Origin of the sequence: Pseudomonas sp. BF-RE-22 (assembly GCF_019956155.1) — a bacterium.
Taxonomy (GTDB): Bacteria; Pseudomonadota; Gammaproteobacteria; order Pseudomonadales; family Pseudomonadaceae; genus Aquipseudomonas; species Aquipseudomonas migulae.
Map to the genome: position 1 here is coordinate 1 of NZ_JAHBDD010000045.1, position 20,897 is coordinate 20,897.

Consider the following 20,897-nt stretch of genomic DNA (forward strand, 5'->3'; position numbering starts at 1 on the left):
CACGCCCCCTCGAGAGGCCGAGTGGAGGTTCTGCGCAGTGGGCAACCCGGCATGGATGCCGGGTTAGCCGCCCCCGGCCAGGGATGGCCGATGGCGGCGGGCCCACGGAGCAGGACCGGAGCGAGGGCATGGCGAGCATTAGCGAGCCACCGAACGAAAGGGGCAAGAGCCCTTGGTTACTTGGGGCTTTTCCAAGTGACTCGCCGTAAGGGCGAAACCGCCAGCCGCCATCACCAAAATAATGGATATACACCCAAGCAATTGCTGCCACCCCCCAGCACTTGCGACCTCGTTGTATTTCAAGCAAGGACGAATTGCCGCCGGCAGCTATTCTCTTGGCTAGCAGAGGACTCGTGGCACTGGTGATCGCGCCGTTTGCCGCGCAACAAGCGCAAAAGAGTGGAAGGACACCACCATGAGCCACACTGATGGATACACGCGTCGACGAATACTCACGCTGGCTGCCGGTGCTTCGGCGGTGCTCACTTTCGATCCGGCCTTTGCAGCCACCGCGCCGTCGAAGGAAACAGGAGGCAAGAACATGCTGACCCGCGCCATTCCTTCCAGCAACGAGCCATTGCCCCTTGTCGGCGTGGGCACCTATCGCGGCTTTGATGTCGCACCTGCCGATCCGGCCTACAAAAACCTGCCCGCCGTTCTCAGCGCGTTATTTGAAAAGGGCGGCACGGTGATCGACAGCTCACCCATGTATGGCCGCGCCGAGCAGACCATCGGCGAACTGCTGTCGATCCACAAGCCGCGTTCACCCGCGTTCCTGGCCACCAAGGTGTGGACCCGTGGCCGCGAAGAAGGCATCGCGCAGATGGAGCAATCCTTCAAACTGCTACAGACCGACCGGATCGACCTGATGCAGATCCATAACCTGCTGGACTGGAAAACCCATTTGCCTACATTGCGAAAATGGAAGGAAGAAGGGCGGATTCGCTACATCGGCATCACCCATTACACCGCGTCGGCATATGAGGAAGTGGAAGCGGTGCTCAAAGCCGAGCCACTGGATTTCTTGCAGATCAACTATGCGCTGGACGATCGCGGGGTCGAGAAACGCATCCTGCCGCTGTGTCGCGAACGCGGCGTGGCGGTGATCTGCAACCGGCCATTTGGCGGCGGTGATTTGCTTGCCCGCTTGAAGGGCAAACCGCTGCCCGGCTGGGCCTCGCAAGTCGGCGTTACCAGTTGGGCACAATTGGCGCTCAAGTATTTGCTGGCGCATTCGGCAGTGACCTGCGTCATCCCCGGCACCGGCAATCCGCGTTACATGGCGGACAATGCCGGTGCCGGTTTCGGCCCGATGCTGACGGGGGCGCAACGCGAGCAGTTGATCGATGTGGTCGGATAACCGCAGGTGTCGTCAGTTTTTTTTCTTGATGAGTTTGTTGAGGTAGTACTTGAGGCTCAAGCGATCCTTGGGCCTTGGTTTGTAGTGGGTTTTGTTTCTTTGCGCAGGATCAGCCACCACGGTTGCTGCGGTGTAGTAGTACAGCGCGATGGACCGGCGTGTAATGTGTTCCGGCGTCGTCAGAGGCTCCGGGTGTCCATGATTGCTGTCCTTGTCGGTGTTGAAAATGACACAGCGGTTGTAGATCGGCAGGACTTTCTTGAGGCACGTCTTCATCCCGACGTCCCATAGCTCCAGGTTGCCGCCGTACGCCTCTTGCCAATCCTGATTCAGGTAAATAATGGCATTCAGTCTGCGCTCGATATTCAACTTTTTGTTGAGCCGGAAGTCCGAGTGCACCCCCAGAAACCCACCCTTTTTCGTTTCGTGCAGTCCGCCGCCGGTAAAGTAAGGATCGGGAATCAAACCCTCGATACCTGTGAGTTTTTCAAGAAACTGCAACATGGGCGCCGAGTTGAAAGCGTTGAAAACCGTCTTCAAGTAGGGATCGCATTCGTTGGGGCTGACTTGCCGTTTGTGCTGACCCTTATAGCCGCGCTCATAGAGCATTTCGTTGTTGGTTGGCTCGACGGGAAAATGCGCGCAGATGCTCGCAATCAGGTCCTGCGGTAAAAAGTCGTCAATGACGATGTGTGGAAAGGGGGTGGCTTGAGCATAAGTACTGGCTAGCGAGTGACCGAAAGTGCTGGCAGCGTTCTGGTCAAAATCCAGCTCCGGGGTGGTGACGATGGGAAGTGTCTGAGTGATCGGTGTCATTACCGCTCCAATAGTCTGTTCATAACAACCTGCGAGTGCTTCCTGCAAGAGGGGCGCGCTACTTGTGACGCGCTGCCGATACCTGGTTGTTGTCGCCCTTCAAACGTTTAAGGATGTCGTTGTACATCTTCGTTCGTCTGTGCGTTGTCGCATAACCGCCAGCGGCCGCGACAGTGCCCGCTTGAATATGGTCGAGGTAGCTGAATATCTTGCGCGGGGACAACAGCTCAACAACATAGCCCAACTGGGTCATACGGTCTTGGAGGGTATAACCGGGTACGCGCTCATCCATCAGGAAATGCATGCCGTGTTGCTTCATCAGCTTGCAGTTCCATAAGGTACAGAAGCTTTTCAAATAAACTTCCCTGTAGGGCTTTGGCTCTCTGGAACGGAGTCCCAGGGACAGTTTCAGGCGTCTGACGTGATGTTTTACCAGTCGTGAGCTAAAGCGCCAAAGGGTTCTGGTGGTGCCGCGGTTAAGTTGTTCTGTGCACCCGACGGCCACGACATTCGGGTTTTTAATGCACTTGTTCAACATCATTGAAAATACATTTTTGTCGAAAATAAACGTATCGGTGTGCAGCAGGAACAGAAAGTCGGTCTCAACCCGTTCCAGCACCAGGTCGAGTGCTTTGCCATGCGCGATATGACCATGCTCCGGCTCGGGAGCTTTTCGCTCGATCAGGTTGATCCAGTCCAGTGTGCGCAGATAGTCGGTGCTTTCATCGGCCGAGTCGTTATCAACCACCCAGACCGGAATGTTGCTGTCGCCCAGGTGCTGATGTAGCAGGTCGAGGCAAATCCGGGTTATTTCGATGGTTTTGTAATTGACCAGGACAATGCTGAAGGGTGGTTTCTGTTGCGACAGAAAATCATTGTTATTCATGTGACATGCACTCTTTAAAAACCTGGAAACAGCAATAAAAATTCAAGACCACTTATTGCTTGCGGCGCTAAGACAGGTATCGCCGGAACCAGTTTAGCGTTCTTTCCCAGGCAAGTTTGGCTGCGGCCTCATCGAATCGAGGCGTGGAATCGTTATGGAAACCGTGGTTGGCGCCGGGGTAGATGTAGGCTTCATAGGTTTTGCCGGCTGCTTTTAATGCCTGCTCGTAGGCGGGCCATCCTTCGTTGATGCGTGTGTCCAGTTCGCCAAAGTGAAGCATCACCGGCGCCTTGATCCGGGGGACATCCCTGGCGTCTGGTTGCCGGCCATAGAAGGACACGGCAGCCCCGAGTTCGGGATAGGCCACGGCAGCCGCGTTGGCGACGCCACCGCCATAGCAGAAGCCGGTGATGCCGACTTTTCCGGTGGTCGTATCGTGTTTCATCAGCCACTCGATCGCGGCGAAAAAGTCATTCATGAGCTTTTCAGGATCAACGGTCGCCTGGAGCTCCCGGCCTTTGTCGTCGTTGCCGGGATAACCGCCCACCGACGTCAGGCCATCGGGGGCAAGGGCGATGAACCCGGCCTTGGCCACGCGTCGGGCAACATCTTCGATGTAGGGGTTGAGCCCGCGGTTTTCATGCACGACGACCACGGCCGCCACTTTGCCGGTGGCTTTTGCCGGACGCACCCGATAGGCCCGAACCTGCTCGTGGCCCTTGGGCGAGGGGTAGTTGACGTACTCGGCGATGATGTCCGGGTCGGTAAACGCCACTTGTTCGGCCAAGGCATAGTCGGGACTCAGGGCGGCGAGGAGCGCACTGGCGGTCAGGCCGCCAAGGGTGAATAACGCCGCCCGGTCGAGAAACTCTCGCCGGTTGATCATGCCGTGGGCGTAGTAGTCGTAGAGTTCGAGCAGCTCAGGGGCAAAGTCTTTCGCAGTAAGACGATTCATCTTTGCGCTTCCTTTGAAGTGGACGGTTGCTCTGTCAGTTCGAAAAAGCGGCGACAACTATCAATTCTAGCCGCGCATAAAAAAAGAGACGTAAGTCTCTTTTTTGTTTCTTCTGATTACGTTCATCGAGCACGGTTCAGTTCAGGCATTGCGCCCCGGCGCTCGCCACTTGCGCATCCTGCTCGGCTTTTACGCCAGACACGCCGACCGCACCCACCACCTGACCGTCGACGATGATCGGCACGCCGCCTTCCAGGGATGTCAGCAAGGGGGCCGACAAAAACGCGAAGCGCCCGCCGTTGACCATTTCTTCATAACCTTTGGATTCGCGCCGGCCCAACGCCGAGGTGCGTGCCTTTTCGGTGGCGATGTAAGCGCTGATGGGCGCGCAGCCGTCGAGGCGTTCGAGGGCGAGGGGATGGCCGCCGTCGTCGACGATCGCGATGGTCACGGCCCATTGGTTATTTTGTGCTTCGGTGCGTGCGGCCGCGAGGATCCGGCTGACTTCGGTCTGGCTCAGGACGGCTTTGCTTTTCATGGGGAATCTCCGGTGATCGATGAGGGCAGCGCCGCGTCGAGCAGTTCGATCCAGTGCCGGACCGGGGTCCGGCCCGCGCCGTCGAGATGCGACTGACAGCCGATATTGGCGGTAACGATAACTTCAGGATGGCCACTTTCCAGCGCATTCAGTTTGTTGTCGCGCAGTTGCCGGGACAGTTCGGGTTGGGTGATCGAATAAGTGCCCGCCGACCCGCAGCACAAATGGCTGTCGGGCACAGGTGTGAGGTTGAAACCGAGGCGAGCAAGGAGCGCTTCCACCGCGCCGCCGAGCTTTTGCGCGTGCTGCAAAGTGCAGGGGCAATGGAAGGCCAGGCGCTGGTCACTGTGGATGCCGAGTGTTTCCAGCGGTTCGTCGCGCAACACTTCCACCAGGTCCCTGGCCAGCGCGCTGACCCTTTTTGCCTTCTCGGCGTAGGCCGGATCGCGTTCGAGTAAATGGCCATAGTCCTTGATGAAGGCGCCACAGCCACTGGCGGTTTGCACGATGGCTTCTGCACCGTTCTCGATACTCGGCCACCACGCATCGATATTGCGGCGAGCGCGGTCGAGGCCGGCTGCCTGAGCGTCGAGGTGATAATCCACCGCGCCGCAACACCCGGCTTCGCTGGACGGAGTAACACTGATACCCAGTCGATCCAGCACCCGCGCCGCCGCCGCATTGGTGTTGGGCGACAGGCTCGGCTGTACGCAGCCTTCGAGCATCAGCACCTGACGGGCATGGCGGGTGGTGGGGCGTGGCCGGGGGAGATAAACATGGCGAGGCAACTTTGCCTGCAAGGTGTTGGGCAGCAGTGCCCGAAAAACCTGACCGCTGTTGATCAGCGCTTTGAACAGTCCCGGATTAAGGACGACGCTGCGCAATCCCTCGCGCAACAGACGTTGGTCGATGGGGCGCGGCACCGCCGCATCGACCACCGCCCGGCCGATGTCGAGCAAGTTGTGATAATCGACCCCGGAAGGACAGGTGGTTTCGCAATTGCGGCACGACAGGCAGCGGTCCAGATGCTGCTGGGTTTTCTGCGTGACCTCGTTGCCTTCCAGCACCTGTTTGATCAGGTAGATGCGGCCCCGTGGCCCATCTAGCTCATCGCCGAGCAATTGATAGGTCGGGCAGGTGGCATTGCAGAAACCGCAGTGCACGCAGGTGCGCAGGATGCTTTCGGCTTCTTCGGCGCGGGGCAGCTGCCGGGCGGTTTCGCTCAGGGTTGTCTGCATGGTTCAAAGCTCCGCGTACAAGCGTGCCGGGTTGAAAATGCCCCGTGGGTCGAGTTGTTGCTTGAGGCTGCGGTGGTAGCGCATCAACGCGGCAGGCAACGGCTGGAACGGGCTGTCGATCAGGCCATGGCTGTAGCAGGTCACATGGCCGCCGACCTCATCCACGACCTGGCGAATGAACGCCGCTTCGGCGTCAGACTTGAGCCAGCGCTGGGCGCCGCCCCAGTCGAGCAGTTGCCGGCCGGGCAGGGACAACCGCGGCGTGTTGTGCGGCACGGACAGGCGCCACAGTGGCTGGCCCTCGTCGAAGAAACTCAGTCGGTGCTCGTTGAGATCCGCCCAATACGAGGCGTCCAGCCGCTCACCGCCCAAACGGTCATGAGCCGCCGCCACCGAGCCTTCGCCGCCCTCAAGCCGCAAGTGCAGGCGTTGCCCGTCGTGGCACGCGGCACTGATCGGCAACGGCTGCTGCCCCCATTCCGCGAGGCGCAGCAAGGCACGATCGCTGTCCATTTCCAGGCTGATGCTCAGGGTTTTCCGTGGTTTGGGCAGGACCTTGAGCGAGACTTCGGTGATCACGCCAAGGGAGCCGAAACTGCCGGCCATCAGGCGCGACAGGTCGTAACCGGCGACGTTCTTCATCACTTCGCCGCCAAAGCGCAAATGCTTGCCGTGCCCGGTGATGACCCGTGTGCCGAGGACGAAATCGCGCACCGAGCCTGACCAGGGACGACGCGGTCCCGACAGGCCACTGGCGATCATCCCGCCGACGGTGGCATCGTCGCCAAAGGACGGTGGTTCGCAGGGCAGCATTTGCTGTGCTTCATCCAGCACGTGCGCCAGTTCGGACAAGGGTGTGCCGCAGCGGGCGGTGATCACCAGCTCGGTCGGGTCGTAGCTGACGATGCCTCGGTGGCTTCGCGTGTCGAGTACTTCGCCCGCAACGATGCGCCCCAGAAACGCCTTGCTGTTGGAGCCCTGAATGCGCAGCGGCGTGGCGTTTTCCAGCGCTTGATTGACCTGCTCCAGCAGCACGCCGCTGTCATCGATATCGAGTTCGCTGCGCATCAGAATCGCTCCAGATCAGGGAAGGGCAACTGACCCAGGTGCACGTGCATGGCGCCAAATTCGGCGCAGCGGTGCAGCGTCGGAATGTTCTTGCCGGGGTTGAGCAAACCGCCGGGATCGAACGCGGCTTTGACGGCATGGAACAGCGTCAGCTCATCGGCGTTGAACTGCGCGCACATCTGATTGATCTTCTCGCGGCCCACGCCGTGTTCGCCGGTGATGCTGCCGCCGACTTTCACGCACAATTCGAGGATCTTGCCGCCCAGCGCTTCGGCGCGGTCGAGCTCACCCGGTTGATTGGCGTCGAACAGAATCAACGGGTGCATGTTGCCGTCACCGGCGTGGAAAACGTTGGCGACGCGCAAGCCATACTCGGCGGACAACGCGGCAATGGCGCGCAGCACGCCGGGCAACTCGCGGCGTGGGATCGTCCCGTCCATGCAGTAATAATCCGGCGAGAGCCGACCCACCGCCGGAAAGGCATTCTTGCGTCCGGCCCAGAAACGCACGCGTTCGGCTTCATCCCTGGCCTGGCGCACTTCGGTGGCGCCAGCCTGTTCCAGCACCTGGCGCACGCGGTCGCAGTCATCGTGGACATCGGCTTCGACGCCATCGAGTTCGCACAGCAGGATGGCTTCGGCGTCCACGGGGTAGCCAGCGTGGATGAAGTCTTCAGCGGCACGGATCGCCAGGTTGTCCATCATTTCCAGACCGCCTGGAATGATGCCGGCGGCAATGATGTCACCCACCGCTCGGCCAGCTTTTTCGACGGAGTCGAACGCCGCCAGCAGCACCTTGGCGGACTGCGGTTTGGGCAACAGTTTGACGGTGACCTCGGTGATCACCCCGAGCATGCCTTCGGAACCGGTGAACAGTGCCAGCAGGTCGAAGCCGGGTGAATCGAGGGCGTCGGAGCCCAATGTCAGGTGTTCGCCGTCCACGGTCAGGATGTCGACCTTGAGCAGGTTGTGCACGGTCAGGCCGTACTTCAGGCAATGCACGCCGCCAGCGTTTTCGGCGACGTTGCCGCCGATGGAGCAGGCGATCTGTGAGGAAGGGTCGGGCGCGTAGTACAGGCCGAAGGGGGCTGCTGCCTGGGAAATAGCGAGGTTGCGTACGCCGGGCTGGACCCGTGCCGTGCGGGCGGCCGGGTCGATGTGCAGGATGTTGTTGAAGCGCGCCATGACCAGCAGCACGCCTTTTTCCAGCGGTAACGCGCCGCCGGACAAACCGGTGCCGGCACCACGGGCGACCACCGGCACGTGCATTTCATGGCAGAGCCGGAGCACGCCTTGTACTTCGTCGAGATGGCGTGGCAGGACCACCAGCAGGGGCGTGGTGCGATAGGCCGAGAGTCCGTCGCATTCGTATGGCTTGAGTTCTTCTTGCTGATGCAGCACTTCCAGGGCCGGCAAACGGGTTTGCAGGGCTTGCAACAGTGCTGACTTGTTGACGTCGGGCAGCGCTCCGTCAACGCGTTCATCGTAGAGAATGTTCATGGTCGTTTTACGATACTCCGTTCGTGTGCGGCCGGGCAGCGGTCTGTTTACTCAGGTTTTGTGTGTATATCCGTTATTTTGGTGATGGCTGATATTGGTTTCGCCCTTACGGCGAGTCACTTGGAGAAGCGCCAAGTAACCAAGCGCTTTTGCCCCTGTCGTTCGGTGCCTCGCCTAGGCTCGGCATGCCCTCGTTCCGGTCCTGCTCCGTGGGCCCGCCGCCATCGGCCATCCATGGCCGGGGGCGGCTAACCCGGCATCCATGCCGGGTTGCCCACTACGCAGAACCTCCACTCGGCCTCTCGAGGGGGCGTGCACCTCAAGATCAAAAGCTGAAGGCGAGCTAACGCTCGGCCTGATGAGTGGTGAAAATCAAAAGCACACACGATTCCCTGTAGGAGCCGGCTTGCCGGCGAAAAACGCCCAGACACCGCGTTCATTCAGACAGCCCTCGTTATCGTTGACGTCCATCGCTGGCAAGCCAGCTCCTACAATTTTGAATCGTGTGAACCCAATCCTCGTGTAGGAGCCGGCTTGCTGCGGGCGGCGTTCCGACGATAGCGGTGAGTCAGTCAACGTATGTATTGGCTGGACAGACGCCATCGCCAGCAAGCCGGCTCCTACAGGGGGAATGTGCAAACATCCAAAATTAGTGCAGCCACCACAATGTGGGAGTGTGCACACGGCCAAAGAGCCAGGTCGGCTTTCAGGCCGCCTCGGCGGCTGTGGCGGTAGTCGCCCCCTCGAGAGGCCGAGTGGAGGTTCTGCGCAGTGGGCACCGCGGCAAGGATGCCGCGGTAGCCGCCCCCGGCCATGGATGGCCGATGGCGGCGGGCCCACGGAGCAGGACCGGAGCGAGGGCATGGCGAGCCTAGGCGAGGCACCGAACGAAAGGGGCAAAAGCGCTTTGGTTACTTTCGCGCTTTTCGAAAGTGACTCGCCGTAAGGGCGAAACCGCCAGCCGCCATCACCGAAGAAACGGATATGCCCACCATCCCGCCCACTCACCAGGCAGCTCCGCTCAATGCCCACCCACCACCATATGACTAAACGGCGCCACATAAGCCTGCAACGTCACCAACCCCCCCACCAGAATCGCCAGAATGACGGAATGGAAGAACACATAACGCAGAATTTCCCCCTCATGCCCATACCAACGCGTAGCAGTGGAAGCCACCACGATCGACTGCGCATCGACCATCTTGCCCATGACCCCACCGGAACTGTTGGCAGCAGCCATCAACACCGGACTCAGCCCCAGTTGCTCAGCCGTCACCCGCTGCAGCCCGCCGAACAACACGTTGGACGCCGTGTCCGACCCCGTCAGCGCCACACCGAGCCAGCCGAGCAAGGTGCCAAACATCGGGTAAAAGATGCCCGTCGCAGCGAACGCCAGGCCCATGGTCGCGTCCAGCCCCGAATAGCGGGTGAGGAAGCCGAGCGCGAGCATCGCGACGATGGTAATCAGCGAGTAACGCACGACCCAGATCGTGCGCAGATAGTGTTTGACCAACTGCGGGATGGAGTAACCCATCAATAGCCCGCCAAAGATCGCCGCCAGCAAGATGCCGCTGCCGGTGCTGGTCAGCCAGGTGAACTTGTAGACCGCGTCCTCGGTTTTAGGCGCAGGCACCACCGGCGGAACCTTTTCGATTTGCTGGTGGATCGTGCCAAAGGTGACGACCGGCGCAAAGATCGGGTTCGCTTCGCGCAGCGGTTTGCCTTGGGGGTCTAGCTTGGCCGAGTGGGTCACGGGATCAATCGCCGGGCGGGTATCGAACAGGTTTTTGAAGCCTTGGGTACCCCAGGCGAACACGAACACCGTGAGGATGATCCACGGCATCCACGCGCGCATGACCGCAGGTTTGGCATCGCTGGCGAAGGTCGCGCTGGCGATGGGTTTCTCGTCATGCTCTTCGGCTATTTTGGAGTTGTCGACGCGCCCGGACAGCGCGGCGGAGGTGTGCACGGTCGCGGGTTTCCACACCTTGAGAAAACCGGTGAGGCAGGCCATGGAAATCAGCGCGGCGATCACGTCCACCAGCATCGGCCCGTGATAGTTGGAAACCAGGAACTGCGGCACGGCGAAACTGACCCCGGCGACCAGGATGGCCGGCCAGATTTCCAGCATCTTGCGCCACCCGGCAAAGGCCCAGATCAACCAGAACGGCACGATCACCGAGAAAAACGGCAATTGCCGGCCGACCATCATCGACAGTTCCATTTCGTCCAGGCCGGTCACTTTGGCCAGGGTAATGATCGGCGTGCCGAGGGCACCGAACGCCACGGGCGCGGTGTTGGCGATCAACGCCAGGCCCGAGGCCGCCAGTGGCGAGAAGCCCAGGCCAATCAGAATCGCGCCGGTCACCGCCACGGGTGTGCCGAAACCGGCAGCCCCTTCGAAGAAGGCGCCGAAGCAGAAGGCAATCAGCAGCAGTTGCAGGCGGCGATCGTCGGTAATGCGCGCCAGCGAGTCCTGCAACACTTTGAATGAGCCGTTCTCGGTAGTCAGCCGGTGCAGGAAGATGATGTTCAGCACAATCCAGCCGATCGGCAGCAAGCCGTTGGCGGCACCGTAAAGGGCGGCCGAGCCTGCCATGTTCGCCGGCATGCCGAAGGCGAAAATCGCGATGACCAGCGCCGAGGCGAGGGCGAGCAAGGCCGCCAGATGGGCCTTGATGTGGAAAAAGGCCAGGGCTGCGAGCATCACCACGACCGGCACAGCTGCCATGATGGTTGAAATGACCGGGTTGCCGAACGGATCGTAGATTTGCTGCCAGACCATGTTCCACCTCTGCTTTTTATTGTTGGGATTGCAGACCCCGAGGGGGCGGTGGCTTGTAGTATAGGTGGCATTACGCCGCTGTCTTGTGCCCCATAAATCACGCCTTTTGGCGGATGGGTCGAACTTGAAACAGGGACGGCAGATCGCCTTTACTGGATTCAATCACCCGGAGGAACGCGATGATGACTGAGCGCCACATGGTTCATACGGAAACGCTGTCGAACGATTGCAGCATCAAGGTCAAGGCCGAGATCCTGCGAGACGGTTCGTTGGGAATGTTCATCGGGGTATACCGACCCGATGGCTCGGCCATTGAGGAGAATGATCACCCGGCGTTGCATTTTCTCGACATGGAGGCCGCGATGGAGTGGGGGATCGAGAAAGCCAAGGATATCGGCAATGGCCAGCGGACGTTGTAGGGCCTGACTCCGGATGTGCGGTATGCCGGGCCCCGTGATAAAGGGGAGCTGACTGGCGGGCCTTGCCATAAAAAAGTCAAAAGAGTACAAATGTACTCCATGACGACTTTAACTCCCCGCCGTACTGCCATCCTGACGTTTATCCGTGATCGAATCGCGGAGCACGGTCAGTCCCCGAGCCTCGCTGAAATCAGCGAGGCCTTTGGTTTCGCCTCCCGCAGCGTGGCGCGCAAGCATGTGCTGGCGCTGACCGAAGCCGGTTTTATCGAGGTCAATCCGCATCAGGCCCGAGGCATTCGTTTGCTCGGGCAACCGGCGCGCCCCGAGCTGCTGGACATTCCGGTCCTCGGCCGGGTGGCGGCGGGGGCGCCGATCGGTGCCGATGCCGAGGTGCACAGCCGCTTGCTGCTCGACCCGTCGATCTTCTCCCGGGTGCCGGATTACATGCTGCGGGTCCAGGGTGATTCGATGATCGAGGACGGCATCCTCGATGGCGACCTGGTGGGCGTGCATCGCAGCCCCGAAGCGCTCAATGGCCAGATCGTCGTGGCGCGGCTTGACGGTGAAGTCACCATCAAGCGTTTCGAGCGGGTCGGCGATGCGGTGCGCCTGTTGCCGCGCAACCCGGCCTATAAGCCGATCATCGTCGAGGCCGATCAGGACCTGGCCATCGAAGGGGTGTTCTGCGGTCTGGTGAGGCAAGGGTGATGGGCGCCGTCGCTGCGCTGGACACGCTGTTCAATGGCGGCCAGGTCTGGAAGGGCCGGCCTGCGCCACCGACGGTCAGCCCGCAACCCACCGGGCATGCGGCGCTGGATGCGGCGTTGCCCACTGGTGGCTGGCCGGAAGCGGCGCTGACCGAAATCCTCCTGGCCGGGCAGGGCGTCGGCGAGTTGCAACTGGTGTGGCCGGCGTTGGCGCGGTTGTCGGCGGCGGGTGAGCGCATCGTGCTGGTGGCGCCGCCGTACGTGCCGTATCCGCAAGCCTGGCAGAGCGCCGGGGTTGATCTGCGCCAGTTGTCGATCATCCAGGCCAGCGAGCGCGATGCGCTGTGGGCGGCGGAACAATGCCTGCGTTCGGGCAGTTGCGGCGCAGTGCTGTGCTGGCCGCACAAGGCGGATGACCGCGCCTTGCGGCGCTTGCAGGTGGCGGCGGAAACCGGCTCGACCCTGGCATTCGCCTACCGCTCGATCCATGAAGCGATCAACCCGTCACCGGCCGCGCTGCGCATCGCCATCGATGCCAGGCCTGCGCAATTGCGCGTGCTCAAGTGCCGGGGCGGGTTGGCCCGCTCGGCGCCGATTGCCTTCCCTGTGGGGCATTGAGGTTGCCATGCGCTGGGTGTGCATTCTCTTCCCGCAATTGGCGCTGGACGCGGTACTGCGTCAGCGCCCCGATCCCGATGAGCCGCTGGCGCTGCTGACCGGTCCGGCGCAGCGTCGGGTGTTGCAGGCGGTCAACGCTTCGGCGCGGGCGCTGGGCTTGTGCCCGGGCATGTCGATGACTGCCGCGCAGGCCTTGAGCAAAGACTTTGTCACGGCGGAATACGACGCCGCCGAGATCGAGCACTGGCAGCAGTTTCTCGCGGCCTGGGCCTACCGCTTCAGCTCCCAGGTCAGCGTGCATTACCCGCGTGCGGTGGTGTTTGAAATCGAGTCCAGCCTGGGACTGTTTGGCGACTGGCCGCAATTCGAAGCGCGCTTGCGCACCGAACTCGGCGAACTGGGCTTTCGTCATCGGATTGTTGCCGCGCCCAACCCGGTGGCGGCGCGGGTATTGGCCAATGCGTATGACGGTCTGGTGGTGCCGGACGCTCAAGCCTTGCAGCATCATCTGGGGCAATTGCCTGTCGACCGGATCGCTCTGGAGCCAGCGGTGGCCACGGCGTTGTCGCGCATGGGGTTGCGCACCTTGAGCCAGGTGCAGGCGTTACCGCGACAGAGTCTGGCCCGGCGTTTCGAGGCCCAGGTGCTCAAGCATCTGGACGCGCTGTCTGGCGAACGACGGCTGGCGCTGGCGTTCTACCTGCCGCCGGACCGCTTCGATGTGCGCATCGAGCTCAATTTCGACGTGCAATCCCATCAGGCGCTGCTGTTTCCGTTACGTCGGCTGACCGGCGATCTGTCGGCGTTCCTGTGCGGCCGCGACAGCGGTGTGCAGCGTTTTGACCTGCATCTGGAACATGCCGGCTTGCCGGACAGCGTGATCAAGGTCGGCCTGCTCAGCGCCGAGCGCGATCCGGCGATGCTCTTCGAACTGGCCCGAGGGCGGCTGGAACAGGTTCAGGTCGAGGCGCCGGTGCGCGGTTTTCGTTTGCGCGCCGAAGACTTGCCGGCCTTCGTTCCGCAGTATCAGGAGCTGTTCGATGATCGTCCGCAGCAGTCCTTGCCCTGGGAACAACTGCGCGAACGCTTGCGCGCGCGGTTGGGGGATGACGCGGTGCAGGGCTTGCGGTTCCAGGCCGATCACCGGCCGGAGTGCGCGTGGCAGGCCAGTGCCGAGAGCCAGCGCTGCGCGGTGATGCCTGGCGTGCAGCGTCCGGGCTGGTTGCTGACGGAGCCGCAAGCGGTACACGAAGGTTCGACGCGCATCCTCATGGGCCCGGAACGCATCGAGTCCGGTTGGTGGGACGGCGCCGATGTGCGCCGCGACTACTACCTGATCGAAACCCGTTCCGGCCAACAGGGCTGGGCCTATCGTACGGTCGGTGAGGACGGCCCGTTGTGGTTGCAGGGCTGGTTCGCATGAGCATTGATTATGCCGAGCTGCACTGCCTGTCGAACTTCAGTTTCCAGCGTGGCGCCTCCAGCGCCCTCGAACTTTTTCAGCGGGCGAAAAAACTGGGCTATCAGGCGCTGGCGATCACCGACGAATGCACGCTGGCGGGCATTGTCCGCGCCTGGCAAGCGGCCAAATCCGTGGAACTGTCGCTGATCATCGGCAGCGAAGTGCGCATCGAGGACGGTCCGAAACTGGTGCTGCTGGTGGAGAGCCTTGAGGGCTACCAAAACCTGTGCCGGCTGATTACCCGGGCGCGGCGTCGTTCGCACAAAGGCCAGTATCAGGTGCTGCGGGAGGATTTCAGCGAGCCTTTGCCGGGGCTGTTGGCGTTGTGGGTGCCGGATGCGCCGGATGATTTTCAAACCGGTCACTGGCTGAAGCAAACCTTCGCCGAACGCTTGTGGCTGGCGGTCCAGTTACATCGCGGCCAGGATGATACCGGGCGATTGAGTGCGCTGATGACGTTGGCAAGGGAGCTGCGAATCCCGGCAGTGGCCAGCGGCGATGTGCACATGCACACGCGCGGGCGGCGCGCCTTGCAGGACACCATGACTGCGATCCGTCATCACCTGCCGGTGGCCGAGGCCGGGTTGCGCCTGCACCCCAACGGCGAACGGCATCTGCGCAGCCTCGACGTGTTGCAATCGATCTACCCGCAAGCATTGCTCGATGAAACGTTGACCATCGCCCGGCGTTGCACCTTCGACCTTGGCCAGTTGCGATATCAGTATCCCCGGGAGCTGGTGCCCGAAGGCCAGACGGCCTCGTCCTGGTTGCGTCATTTGACCGAAGAGGGGATCGCTTGGCGCTGGCCGAAAGGCCCGCAAGCCAAGGTGCTCAAACAGATCGACAAGGAACTGGAGCTGATTGCCGAACTGGGCTACGAAAGTTATTTCCTGACGGTTCACGACATCGTCCGGTTTGCTCGTGAGCAAAAAATCCTCTGTCAGGGCCGTGGTTCAGCCGCCAACTCGGCGGTCTGTTATGCCTTGGGAATCACGGAAATCGATCCGGATCGCACCACGCTGTTGTTCGAGCGCTTTCTCTCCAAAGAGCGCAACGAGCCGCCGGACATCGACGTCGATTTCGAGCACGAGCGACGCGAAGAAGTCTTGCAGTATGTGTTCCAGCGTTATGGCCGGACCCGTGCGGCGCTGACCGCCGTGGTCAGCACCTACCACGCGGCCGGCGCGGTACGCGATGTGGCCAAGGCGTTGGGTTTGCCGCCGGACCAGATCAATGCCCTGGCCGATTGCTGCGGCCACTGGAGTGATGAAACACCACCAGTGGAGCGCCTGCGTGAAGGCGGTTTCGATCCCGAGAGCCCGGTGTTGCGCCGGGTGCTGAGCCTGACCGGGCAACTGATCGGTTTTCCCCGGCACCTGTCCCAGCACCCGGGCGGTTTCGTCATTTCCGAACAGCCGCTGGACAGTCTGGTGCCGGTGGAAAACGCCGCCATGGCCGAGCGCACCATCATCCAGTGGGACAAGGACGATCTGGACGCGGTCGGTTTGCTCAAGGTCGATATTCTTGCGCTGGGCATGCTCAGCGCCATCCGCCGCTGCTTTGATCTGCTGCGACGGCACCGCAACCTTGATTTAAGCCTGGCGACGATCCCGTCCGAAGACCCGCAAACCTACGACATGATTGGTCATGCGGACACCATTGGCGTGTTCCAGATCGAGTCCCGGGCGCAGATGTCGATGCTGCCGAGGCTTAAACCCCGGAAGTTTTATGACCTGGTGATCGAAGTGGCGATCGTCAGGCCGGGGCCGATCCAGGGTGGCATGGTGCATCCGTACCTGCGACGGCGGAACAAACAGGAGCCCGAGACTTACCCGTCTCCAGAATTGGAAGCGGTACTCAAGCGCACGCTCGGCGTACCGCTGTTCCAGGAGCAGGTGATGCAGATCGCCATCGTTGCTGCCGACTACAGCCCCGGTGAAGCCGATCAATTGCGCCGTTCCATGGCCGCCTGGAAACGCCATGGCGGACTGGAACCACACAAGGATCGTCTGGCCGCCGGAATGAAGAAAAACGGCTACACACCCGAATTCGCCGCGCAGATTTTCGAGCAGATCAAAGGCTTCGGCAGCTACGGATTCCCCGAGTCCCACGCCGCCAGTTTTGCCTTGCTGACCTATGCCAGTTGCTGGTTGAAATGCCACGAACCGGCGGCCTTCGCCTGTGCGCTGATCAACAGCTGGCCCATGGGTTTCTACAGCCCGGACCAGATTCTGCAGGATGCGCGCCGGCATCATTTGCAGATCCGCCCGGTGGACGTGCGCGCCAGCGACTGGGATTGCAGCCTCGAACCCGTCATCGGTGCGCAGCCGGCGATTCGCATGGGGCTGCGGATGATCAAGGGTTTTCGCGAAGACGATGCGCGGCGTATCGAAGCCGCGAGGTCCAAGGGGGCGTTTATCGACATCGCCGACCTCGGCGAACGGGCGCGGCTCGATGCCCGTGCGCAGGAGCAACTGGCCGATGCCGGCGCGTTGCGTGGGCTGGCCGGTGATCGTCATCGAGCACGCTGGGAAGTGGCGGGGGTGCAGAAGCAATTGGGCTTGTTCGCCGGTTTGCCGAGCCAGGAAGAGGACGCGGTGGCATTGCCCAAACCCACGGTGGGCGAAGACCTGCTGGCGGATTACAACAGTCTCGGCACCACCCTCGGCCCGCATCCACTGGCCTTGTTGCGGGGTGAGTTGAAAGCCCGGCGCTGTCGCAGTTCGCGGGAGTTGCTGGACGTCGAGCATGGCCGCCCGGTCAGCGTCGCCGGGCTGGTGACCGGTCGGCAGCGTCCGGGCACGGCCAGTGGCGTGACTTTCGTCACCCTTGAAGACGAGTTCGGCAACGTCAACGTGGTGGTCTGGCGCGACCTGGCCGACCGGCAACGGCAGGTGTTGGTCGGCTCGCAGTTGCTCAAGGTCGACGGGCGCTGGGAGAAGGAAGGCGAGGTGCGGCATTTGATTGCCGGACGCTTGAGCGACCTGAGTCCGCTACTGGATGGCATCAACGTACGCAGCCGGGATTTCCACTGAAGGATCATGCCGTTAATTTTCTGAACAACACCGAACCTGTAGGAGCCGGCTTGCTGGCGAAGCGGTGGTGGCCGTGATGACGCCATCGCCAGCAAGCCGGCTCCTACAGGTTGTGGTGACTTTCTGATTATTTAGCCTCTGGCCAAAACCGCTCGCCACCACCCGGCGCATCCGTCCACGCCTGCAACGACCGGGTCGGCAAATCGAAATAATCCCGCGTGCGCGCATACCCATGCCCACCCATTCGCCCGATCGCATCAAGCCCCAGCTGATCGATGTACAGGGTTTTCGGGTCGATCAGTTCATCCCGCACATGCGCCATCAGCACTTCGCCGAAGATGATCTCCCGCGACTGCCCGATGGACAGCGCCATCATCCGTCGGCATTCCAGCGCCACGGGCGCCTCGCCGATCCGCGGGCATTTGACCGTGGTGCCGGGAATCGCAGTGAGTCCGGCGGCGGTCAGTTCGTCGAACCCGGGAGCGAAAGGCACGGCGCAGACGTTCATCGCTTCCACCAGCGCATCACTGACGATATTGACGGTGAATTCCTGATTGAGCTGGATGTTGCGCGTGGTGTCCTTGGGGCTCTGGTCCCCATAGTTTTCCACACCCAGTGCGAGGATCGGCGGGTCGGCGGACAGCGCATTGAAGAAGCTGAACGGCGCGGCGTTGATCCGACCTTCGCCATCAACCGTGGTGACCAGCGCGATGGGCCGAGGCACTACGCTGCCGATCAGAATCTTGTATTTGTCCCGCGCACTGAGGGTGCTGAAGTCGAAGCTTTGCATGGGCAGAAATCTCTAAGGAAGGGGATCAATCGCGCTCAGCGGCGCTTGTGCGCTGTAGTCATCGGCGAACGGGATGGCCGGTTTGAACAGGCTTTTCCAGTCCGGTCGACCGAAGGCTCGATCGCTGTGGCTGCGCATCAGTGTTTCGAATTGTCGTTGGGCCTGGCGTTGAAGGGCGGGGTAGTCAGCGCCTTGAACCTGCCCGTCCTGCATCACGCAGCGGCCGTCGATGTAGCTGGCGATGCAGTCATCACCGCGTCCGGCCAGCACCAGGTTTTTCAAGGGGTCGAACAGCGGCCCGAGGTGCAGGCCGCGAAGGCTGAATACCGTGATGTCGGCCTTGGCTCCCGGTGCCAGACGACCGATGTCGTCACGCCCCAACGCCTTGGCGCCCCCGAGCGTGGCCGCGTTGTAAAAATCCAGGGCGCTGGTCAGCGAACCGCCGCCCTCCATCAAGCGAGCGATGTTCAACCCCTGACGCATGTTCTCCAGCAGGTCCGCCGGCCAGGTGTCGGTGCCCAGCGCAAAGTTGATGCCCTTGGCCCGATAGCGTCCGAACGAGTTCAGCGCTTCGCCGTCCCGGGCAAACACCACCGGGCAATACACCAGGCTCGCGCCGCCATCCACCAGCCGTTGCAGGTCTGCATCACCTTGGGTGTAAATGCCGTGGGGCAACAGGCTGCGCGGGGTCAGCAGGTTCAACTGCTCCAGCCAGGCCAGCGGCGAAACGCCCCGCAACTGCTCGACCATCGCCACTTCGCCGAGCCCCTGACAGCAATGCAAGCGCATCGGCGCATTCAGCTCGCGACTCAGTGCGGCAGTGCGTTGCAACAGCGCCGGGGTGCAGGTCTGGATGCGATCCGGCAGCAGCGCGCCGCGAATCAAACCGTCATGTGAACCGTCGAAATCCTGGAAAAAACGGGCCGCAGCGTCGAGCCCGGCCAGGCCCCGCGCTTCATCCCAGTGATGCCCGAGGCGGCCATCGGCGCGCCAATAACTCATGCCACTCATGTAGCAGGGCCCGAGGTAAGTCCGCAGTCCCAGCTCGGCCGCCACGCCGGCCACCGCAGCAAATTCGTCGTAGGTCTCGGCCCACTCGCGGTAATACATTGAGGTGATCGGCATGGCGGTGGTGATGCCATTACGGATCAGTTGCGTGAAGGCGTAGCGGTATTTGAAAACCTCTTCATCCGCGCTGTAACTCTCCCGCGGACCTGCCGCCAGATAGTCCTCGGACCACATCCGCCCCATGTCGCGTTCATCGCCGTTGTCCAGCGTCAGCACCGTGGAATCGAGGTCACCGAGTGCATCCAGATCGATGAAGCCGGGACCGATCAGCGCGTTGCCGTAATCGACCCATTGATCCACCGGCCCCGAATAACCACGCCCGACAAACACAATGCGCGAGCTCTCGAACACCACTTCGCCGTCGCGCCACAGCACATGCTGCGTGCCGTCGAAGCCGACCACGCAGCTGCTTTTCAGGCCGATGCGCTTCACAACCGGCTTTCCAGCAGTCGACCACCTGCGGCAATCAGCTCGCCGCGCCGATAGACCTGTCGCAGAGGCCGAGCCACCACGGCTTCACCCAGCGTCTGCACCGGCATCAACAGGAAGTCCGCCGGTTGACCGAGCTCCACGCCATAATCCTCGCAGCCCAACGCCAGCGCACCATTCACCGTCGCCGCTGCAAACGCCGCCGCCAGTTCCTCGTCCTTGTTCAAGTCGAAACGGAACGCCAGCAGCATCGCCCGTTCCAGCATGTCGCCGTTGCCCATGGGCGACCAGGCGTCGCGGATGCCGTCCGAACCCAGGCACACGTTGACCCCGGCCTCGCGCAACGCCAGGAACGGCGGCACCGCACAATCGGCCGGTGCCGAACTCATCAACGAAATGCCCAACGCCGCCAAGCGTTCGGCCACGGGTTTGACCTGGCTCCAAGGCAACATCCCGAGGCAATAGGCGTGGCTGATCATCACTCGGCCATGGCGCCCGAAATGCTCGGTGTAATCGGCGATCAGCGCGATTTGCCACAGGCCCAGTTCACCTTTGTCGTGCAGGTGAATATCGACACCACGGTCGAATTCACTGGCCAGTTTGAACACGAAATCCAGTTGGGCGACGGGGTCGTTGTCGATGCCGCACGGGTCGAGGCCCCCGACGTTTTCCACGCCCAGGGCCATGGCCTCGCGCATCAGCTCGGCGGTGCCGGGGCGGCTGATCAGGCCGGTTTGCGGGAATACCACCAGTTGCAGGTCGATCAGGTCGCGGTAGCGTTCGCGCAGTTGTTGCATGGCTTCGACATGACGCAGGCCGAAATCCGGGTCGATGTCGACGTGGCAACGCATGGTCAGCGAACCACGGGCGATGCAGTTTTCCAGCAGGGCGCCGGCACGTTCGGCGATAGGGCTCTGAACTTCACGCAGCACGCGGCGCTCGTTGGCGATGTAGTCCTTGAGCGTCGGCCCGGCGCTGTTCGGGCGCCAGGGTTGGCCCCAGAGGGTTTTGTCGAGGTGAACGTGGCTTTCCACCAGGGCCGGGGTGAGGAGCTGGTTCTGGCCATCGATGTCGGTGGCATTCAGTGGCGTGGACGATGCCGGACGGCGTTGTTTGAACAGGCCGTTTTCGATCAGCAGGTCTTCGGCGGTGGAACCGTAGGGCCGCACGTTACGCAGCCAGCGGGGGTGATTCATTGCATACCTCGAGTTTTGTGGTGTTTGG

17 protein-coding genes are annotated in these 20,897 nt (G+C 61.8%); 6 read left to right on the plus strand and 11 right to left on the minus strand.

Annotated elements, in window-relative coordinates; all coding sequences use genetic code 11:
• Nucleotides 1-415 precede the first annotated feature (415 nt).
• Complete coding sequence (locus tag KGA82_RS21335) at nucleotides 416-1,360, plus strand: aldo/keto reductase (protein ID WP_008043900.1); 945 nt, start codon at nucleotides 416-418, stop codon at nucleotides 1,358-1,360.
• Nucleotides 1,361-1,372: 12 nt separating this feature from the next.
• Here KGA82_RS21335 and KGA82_RS21340 read toward each other — a convergent pair whose 3' ends face one another.
• From KGA82_RS21340 to KGA82_RS21375, 8 genes are all read right to left on the minus strand, one after another.
• Entirely contained in the window at nucleotides 1,373-2,176 is an 804-nt protein-coding gene (locus tag KGA82_RS21340) for a 2OG-Fe(II) oxygenase (protein WP_008043901.1), read from the minus strand.
• Between the two features lie 58 nt (nucleotides 2,177-2,234).
• Nucleotides 2,235-3,062: a glycosyltransferase gene (locus KGA82_RS21345; protein WP_008034047.1), complete on the minus strand. Its 828-nt coding sequence runs from the start codon at nucleotides 3,060-3,062 to the stop codon at nucleotides 2,235-2,237.
• Nucleotides 3,063-3,129: 67 nt separating this feature from the next.
• Nucleotides 3,130-4,017 carry a YghX family hydrolase gene (gene yghX, locus KGA82_RS21350; RefSeq protein ID WP_223452338.1) on the minus strand — a complete coding sequence of 296 codons (888 nt, stop codon included), beginning with the start codon at nucleotides 4,015-4,017 and terminating at the stop codon, nucleotides 3,130-3,132.
• Between the two features lie 136 nt (nucleotides 4,018-4,153).
• The gene (locus tag KGA82_RS21355; RefSeq protein ID WP_223452340.1) at nucleotides 4,154-4,555 is read right to left on the minus strand and encodes a heme-binding protein; all 402 of its coding nucleotides are present in this window, start codon (nucleotides 4,553-4,555) and stop codon (nucleotides 4,154-4,156) included.
• The gene (gene glcF / locus KGA82_RS21360) at nucleotides 4,552-5,793 is read right to left on the minus strand and encodes a glycolate oxidase subunit GlcF (protein ID WP_223452343.1); all 1,242 of its coding nucleotides are present in this window, start codon (nucleotides 5,791-5,793) and stop codon (nucleotides 4,552-4,554) included. Before glcF ends, KGA82_RS21355 begins: the two co-directional genes overlap by 4 nt.
• A gap of 3 nt (nucleotides 5,794-5,796) precedes the next feature.
• Nucleotides 5,797-6,861 (minus strand): glycolate oxidase subunit GlcE, encoded by a 1,065-nt coding sequence (glcE, locus tag KGA82_RS21365; protein ID WP_223452344.1) that lies wholly within the window; start codon nucleotides 6,859-6,861, stop codon nucleotides 5,797-5,799.
• Nucleotides 6,861-8,360 carry a glycolate oxidase subunit GlcD gene (glcD, locus tag KGA82_RS21370; RefSeq protein ID WP_008043914.1) on the minus strand — a complete coding sequence of 500 codons (1,500 nt, stop codon included), beginning with the start codon at nucleotides 8,358-8,360 and terminating at the stop codon, nucleotides 6,861-6,863. Before glcD ends, glcE begins: the two co-directional genes overlap by 1 nt.
• Before the next feature lie 1,021 nt (nucleotides 8,361-9,381).
• Nucleotides 9,382-11,145, minus strand: a complete 1,764-nt coding sequence (locus KGA82_RS21375) for an L-lactate permease (RefSeq protein WP_008042563.1) — start codon at nucleotides 11,143-11,145, stop codon at nucleotides 9,382-9,384.
• Nucleotides 11,146-11,327: 182 nt separating this feature from the next.
• Between KGA82_RS21375 and KGA82_RS21380 the strand changes: the two genes are divergently transcribed.
• From KGA82_RS21380 to KGA82_RS21400, 5 genes are all read left to right on the plus strand, one after another.
• Complete coding sequence (locus tag KGA82_RS21380) at nucleotides 11,328-11,564, plus strand: hypothetical protein (RefSeq protein ID WP_032832733.1); 237 nt, start codon at nucleotides 11,328-11,330, stop codon at nucleotides 11,562-11,564.
• Between the two features lie 90 nt (nucleotides 11,565-11,654).
• Nucleotides 11,655-12,272: a transcriptional repressor LexA gene (gene lexA, locus KGA82_RS21385; protein WP_223452350.1), complete on the plus strand. Its 618-nt coding sequence runs from the start codon at nucleotides 11,655-11,657 to the stop codon at nucleotides 12,270-12,272.
• Nucleotides 12,272-12,889 carry a translesion DNA synthesis-associated protein ImuA gene (gene imuA, locus KGA82_RS21390; protein ID WP_223452355.1) on the plus strand — a complete coding sequence of 206 codons (618 nt, stop codon included), beginning with the start codon at nucleotides 12,272-12,274 and terminating at the stop codon, nucleotides 12,887-12,889. Before lexA ends, imuA begins: the two co-directional genes overlap by 1 nt.
• Before the next feature lie 7 nt (nucleotides 12,890-12,896).
• Nucleotides 12,897-14,312 (plus strand): Y-family DNA polymerase, encoded by a 1,416-nt coding sequence (locus KGA82_RS21395; RefSeq protein ID WP_223452357.1) that lies wholly within the window; start codon nucleotides 12,897-12,899, stop codon nucleotides 14,310-14,312.
• On the plus strand, nucleotides 14,288-17,386 hold the full coding sequence (locus KGA82_RS21400) for an error-prone DNA polymerase (protein ID WP_223452364.1): 3,099 nt from the start codon (nucleotides 14,288-14,290) through the stop codon (nucleotides 17,384-17,386). The genes KGA82_RS21395 and KGA82_RS21400 overlap by 25 nt, the downstream gene beginning before the upstream one ends.
• Nucleotides 17,387-17,513: 127 nt before the next feature.
• Here KGA82_RS21400 and KGA82_RS21405 read toward each other — a convergent pair whose 3' ends face one another.
• From KGA82_RS21405 to KGA82_RS21415, 3 genes are read right to left on the minus strand one after another with little or no spacing between them, the layout of a single operon-like run.
• Nucleotides 17,514-18,176 (minus strand): flavin reductase family protein, encoded by a 663-nt coding sequence (locus tag KGA82_RS21405; RefSeq protein WP_223452372.1) that lies wholly within the window; start codon nucleotides 18,174-18,176, stop codon nucleotides 17,514-17,516.
• Between the two features lie 12 nt (nucleotides 18,177-18,188).
• Nucleotides 18,189-19,676, minus strand: a complete 1,488-nt coding sequence (locus tag KGA82_RS21410; RefSeq protein WP_223452374.1) for an amidohydrolase family protein — start codon at nucleotides 19,674-19,676, stop codon at nucleotides 18,189-18,191.
• Nucleotides 19,673-20,869, minus strand: coding sequence for an amidohydrolase family protein (locus KGA82_RS21415; RefSeq protein WP_223452376.1), 1,197 nt, complete (start codon nucleotides 20,867-20,869; stop codon nucleotides 19,673-19,675). Before KGA82_RS21415 ends, KGA82_RS21410 begins: the two co-directional genes overlap by 4 nt.
• Nucleotides 20,870-20,897 lie beyond the last annotated feature (28 nt).

What these genes read in the sequence shown, in the direction of transcription:
- imuA (WP_223452355.1), top strand. Translation starts at nt 12,272, where the DNA reads ATGGGCGCCGTCGCTGCGCTGGACACGCTGTTCAATGGCGGCCAGGTC.
- KGA82_RS21380 (WP_032832733.1), top strand. Translation starts at nt 11,328, where the DNA reads ATGACTGAGCGCCACATGGTTCATACGGAAACGCTGTCGAACGATTGC.
- lexA (WP_223452350.1), top strand. Translation starts at nt 11,655, where the DNA reads ATGTACTCCATGACGACTTTAACTCCCCGCCGTACTGCCATCCTGACG.
- KGA82_RS21395 (WP_223452357.1), top strand. Translation starts at nt 12,897, where the DNA reads ATGCGCTGGGTGTGCATTCTCTTCCCGCAATTGGCGCTGGACGCGGTA.
- yghX (WP_223452338.1), bottom strand. Translation starts at nt 4,017, where the DNA reads ATGAATCGTCTTACTGCGAAAGACTTTGCCCCTGAGCTGCTCGAACTC.
- glcD (WP_008043914.1), bottom strand. Translation starts at nt 8,360, where the DNA reads ATGAACATTCTCTACGATGAACGCGTTGACGGAGCGCTGCCCGACGTC.
- glcF (WP_223452343.1), bottom strand. Translation starts at nt 5,793, where the DNA reads ATGCAGACAACCCTGAGCGAAACCGCCCGGCAGCTGCCCCGCGCCGAA.
- KGA82_RS21375 (WP_008042563.1), bottom strand. Translation starts at nt 11,145, where the DNA reads ATGGTCTGGCAGCAAATCTACGATCCGTTCGGCAACCCGGTCATTTCA.
- KGA82_RS21340 (WP_008043901.1), bottom strand. Translation starts at nt 2,176, where the DNA reads ATGACACCGATCACTCAGACACTTCCCATCGTCACCACCCCGGAGCTG.
- KGA82_RS21355 (WP_223452340.1), bottom strand. Translation starts at nt 4,555, where the DNA reads ATGAAAAGCAAAGCCGTCCTGAGCCAGACCGAAGTCAGCCGGATCCTC.
- KGA82_RS21335 (WP_008043900.1), top strand. Translation starts at nt 416, where the DNA reads ATGAGCCACACTGATGGATACACGCGTCGACGAATACTCACGCTGGCT.
- KGA82_RS21415 (WP_223452376.1), bottom strand. Translation starts at nt 20,869, where the DNA reads ATGAATCACCCCCGCTGGCTGCGTAACGTGCGGCCCTACGGTTCCACC.
- KGA82_RS21345 (WP_008034047.1), bottom strand. Translation starts at nt 3,062, where the DNA reads ATGAATAACAATGATTTTCTGTCGCAACAGAAACCACCCTTCAGCATT.
- glcE (WP_223452344.1), bottom strand. Translation starts at nt 6,861, where the DNA reads ATGCGCAGCGAACTCGATATCGATGACAGCGGCGTGCTGCTGGAGCAG.
- KGA82_RS21405 (WP_223452372.1), bottom strand. Translation starts at nt 18,176, where the DNA reads ATGCAAAGCTTCGACTTCAGCACCCTCAGTGCGCGGGACAAATACAAG.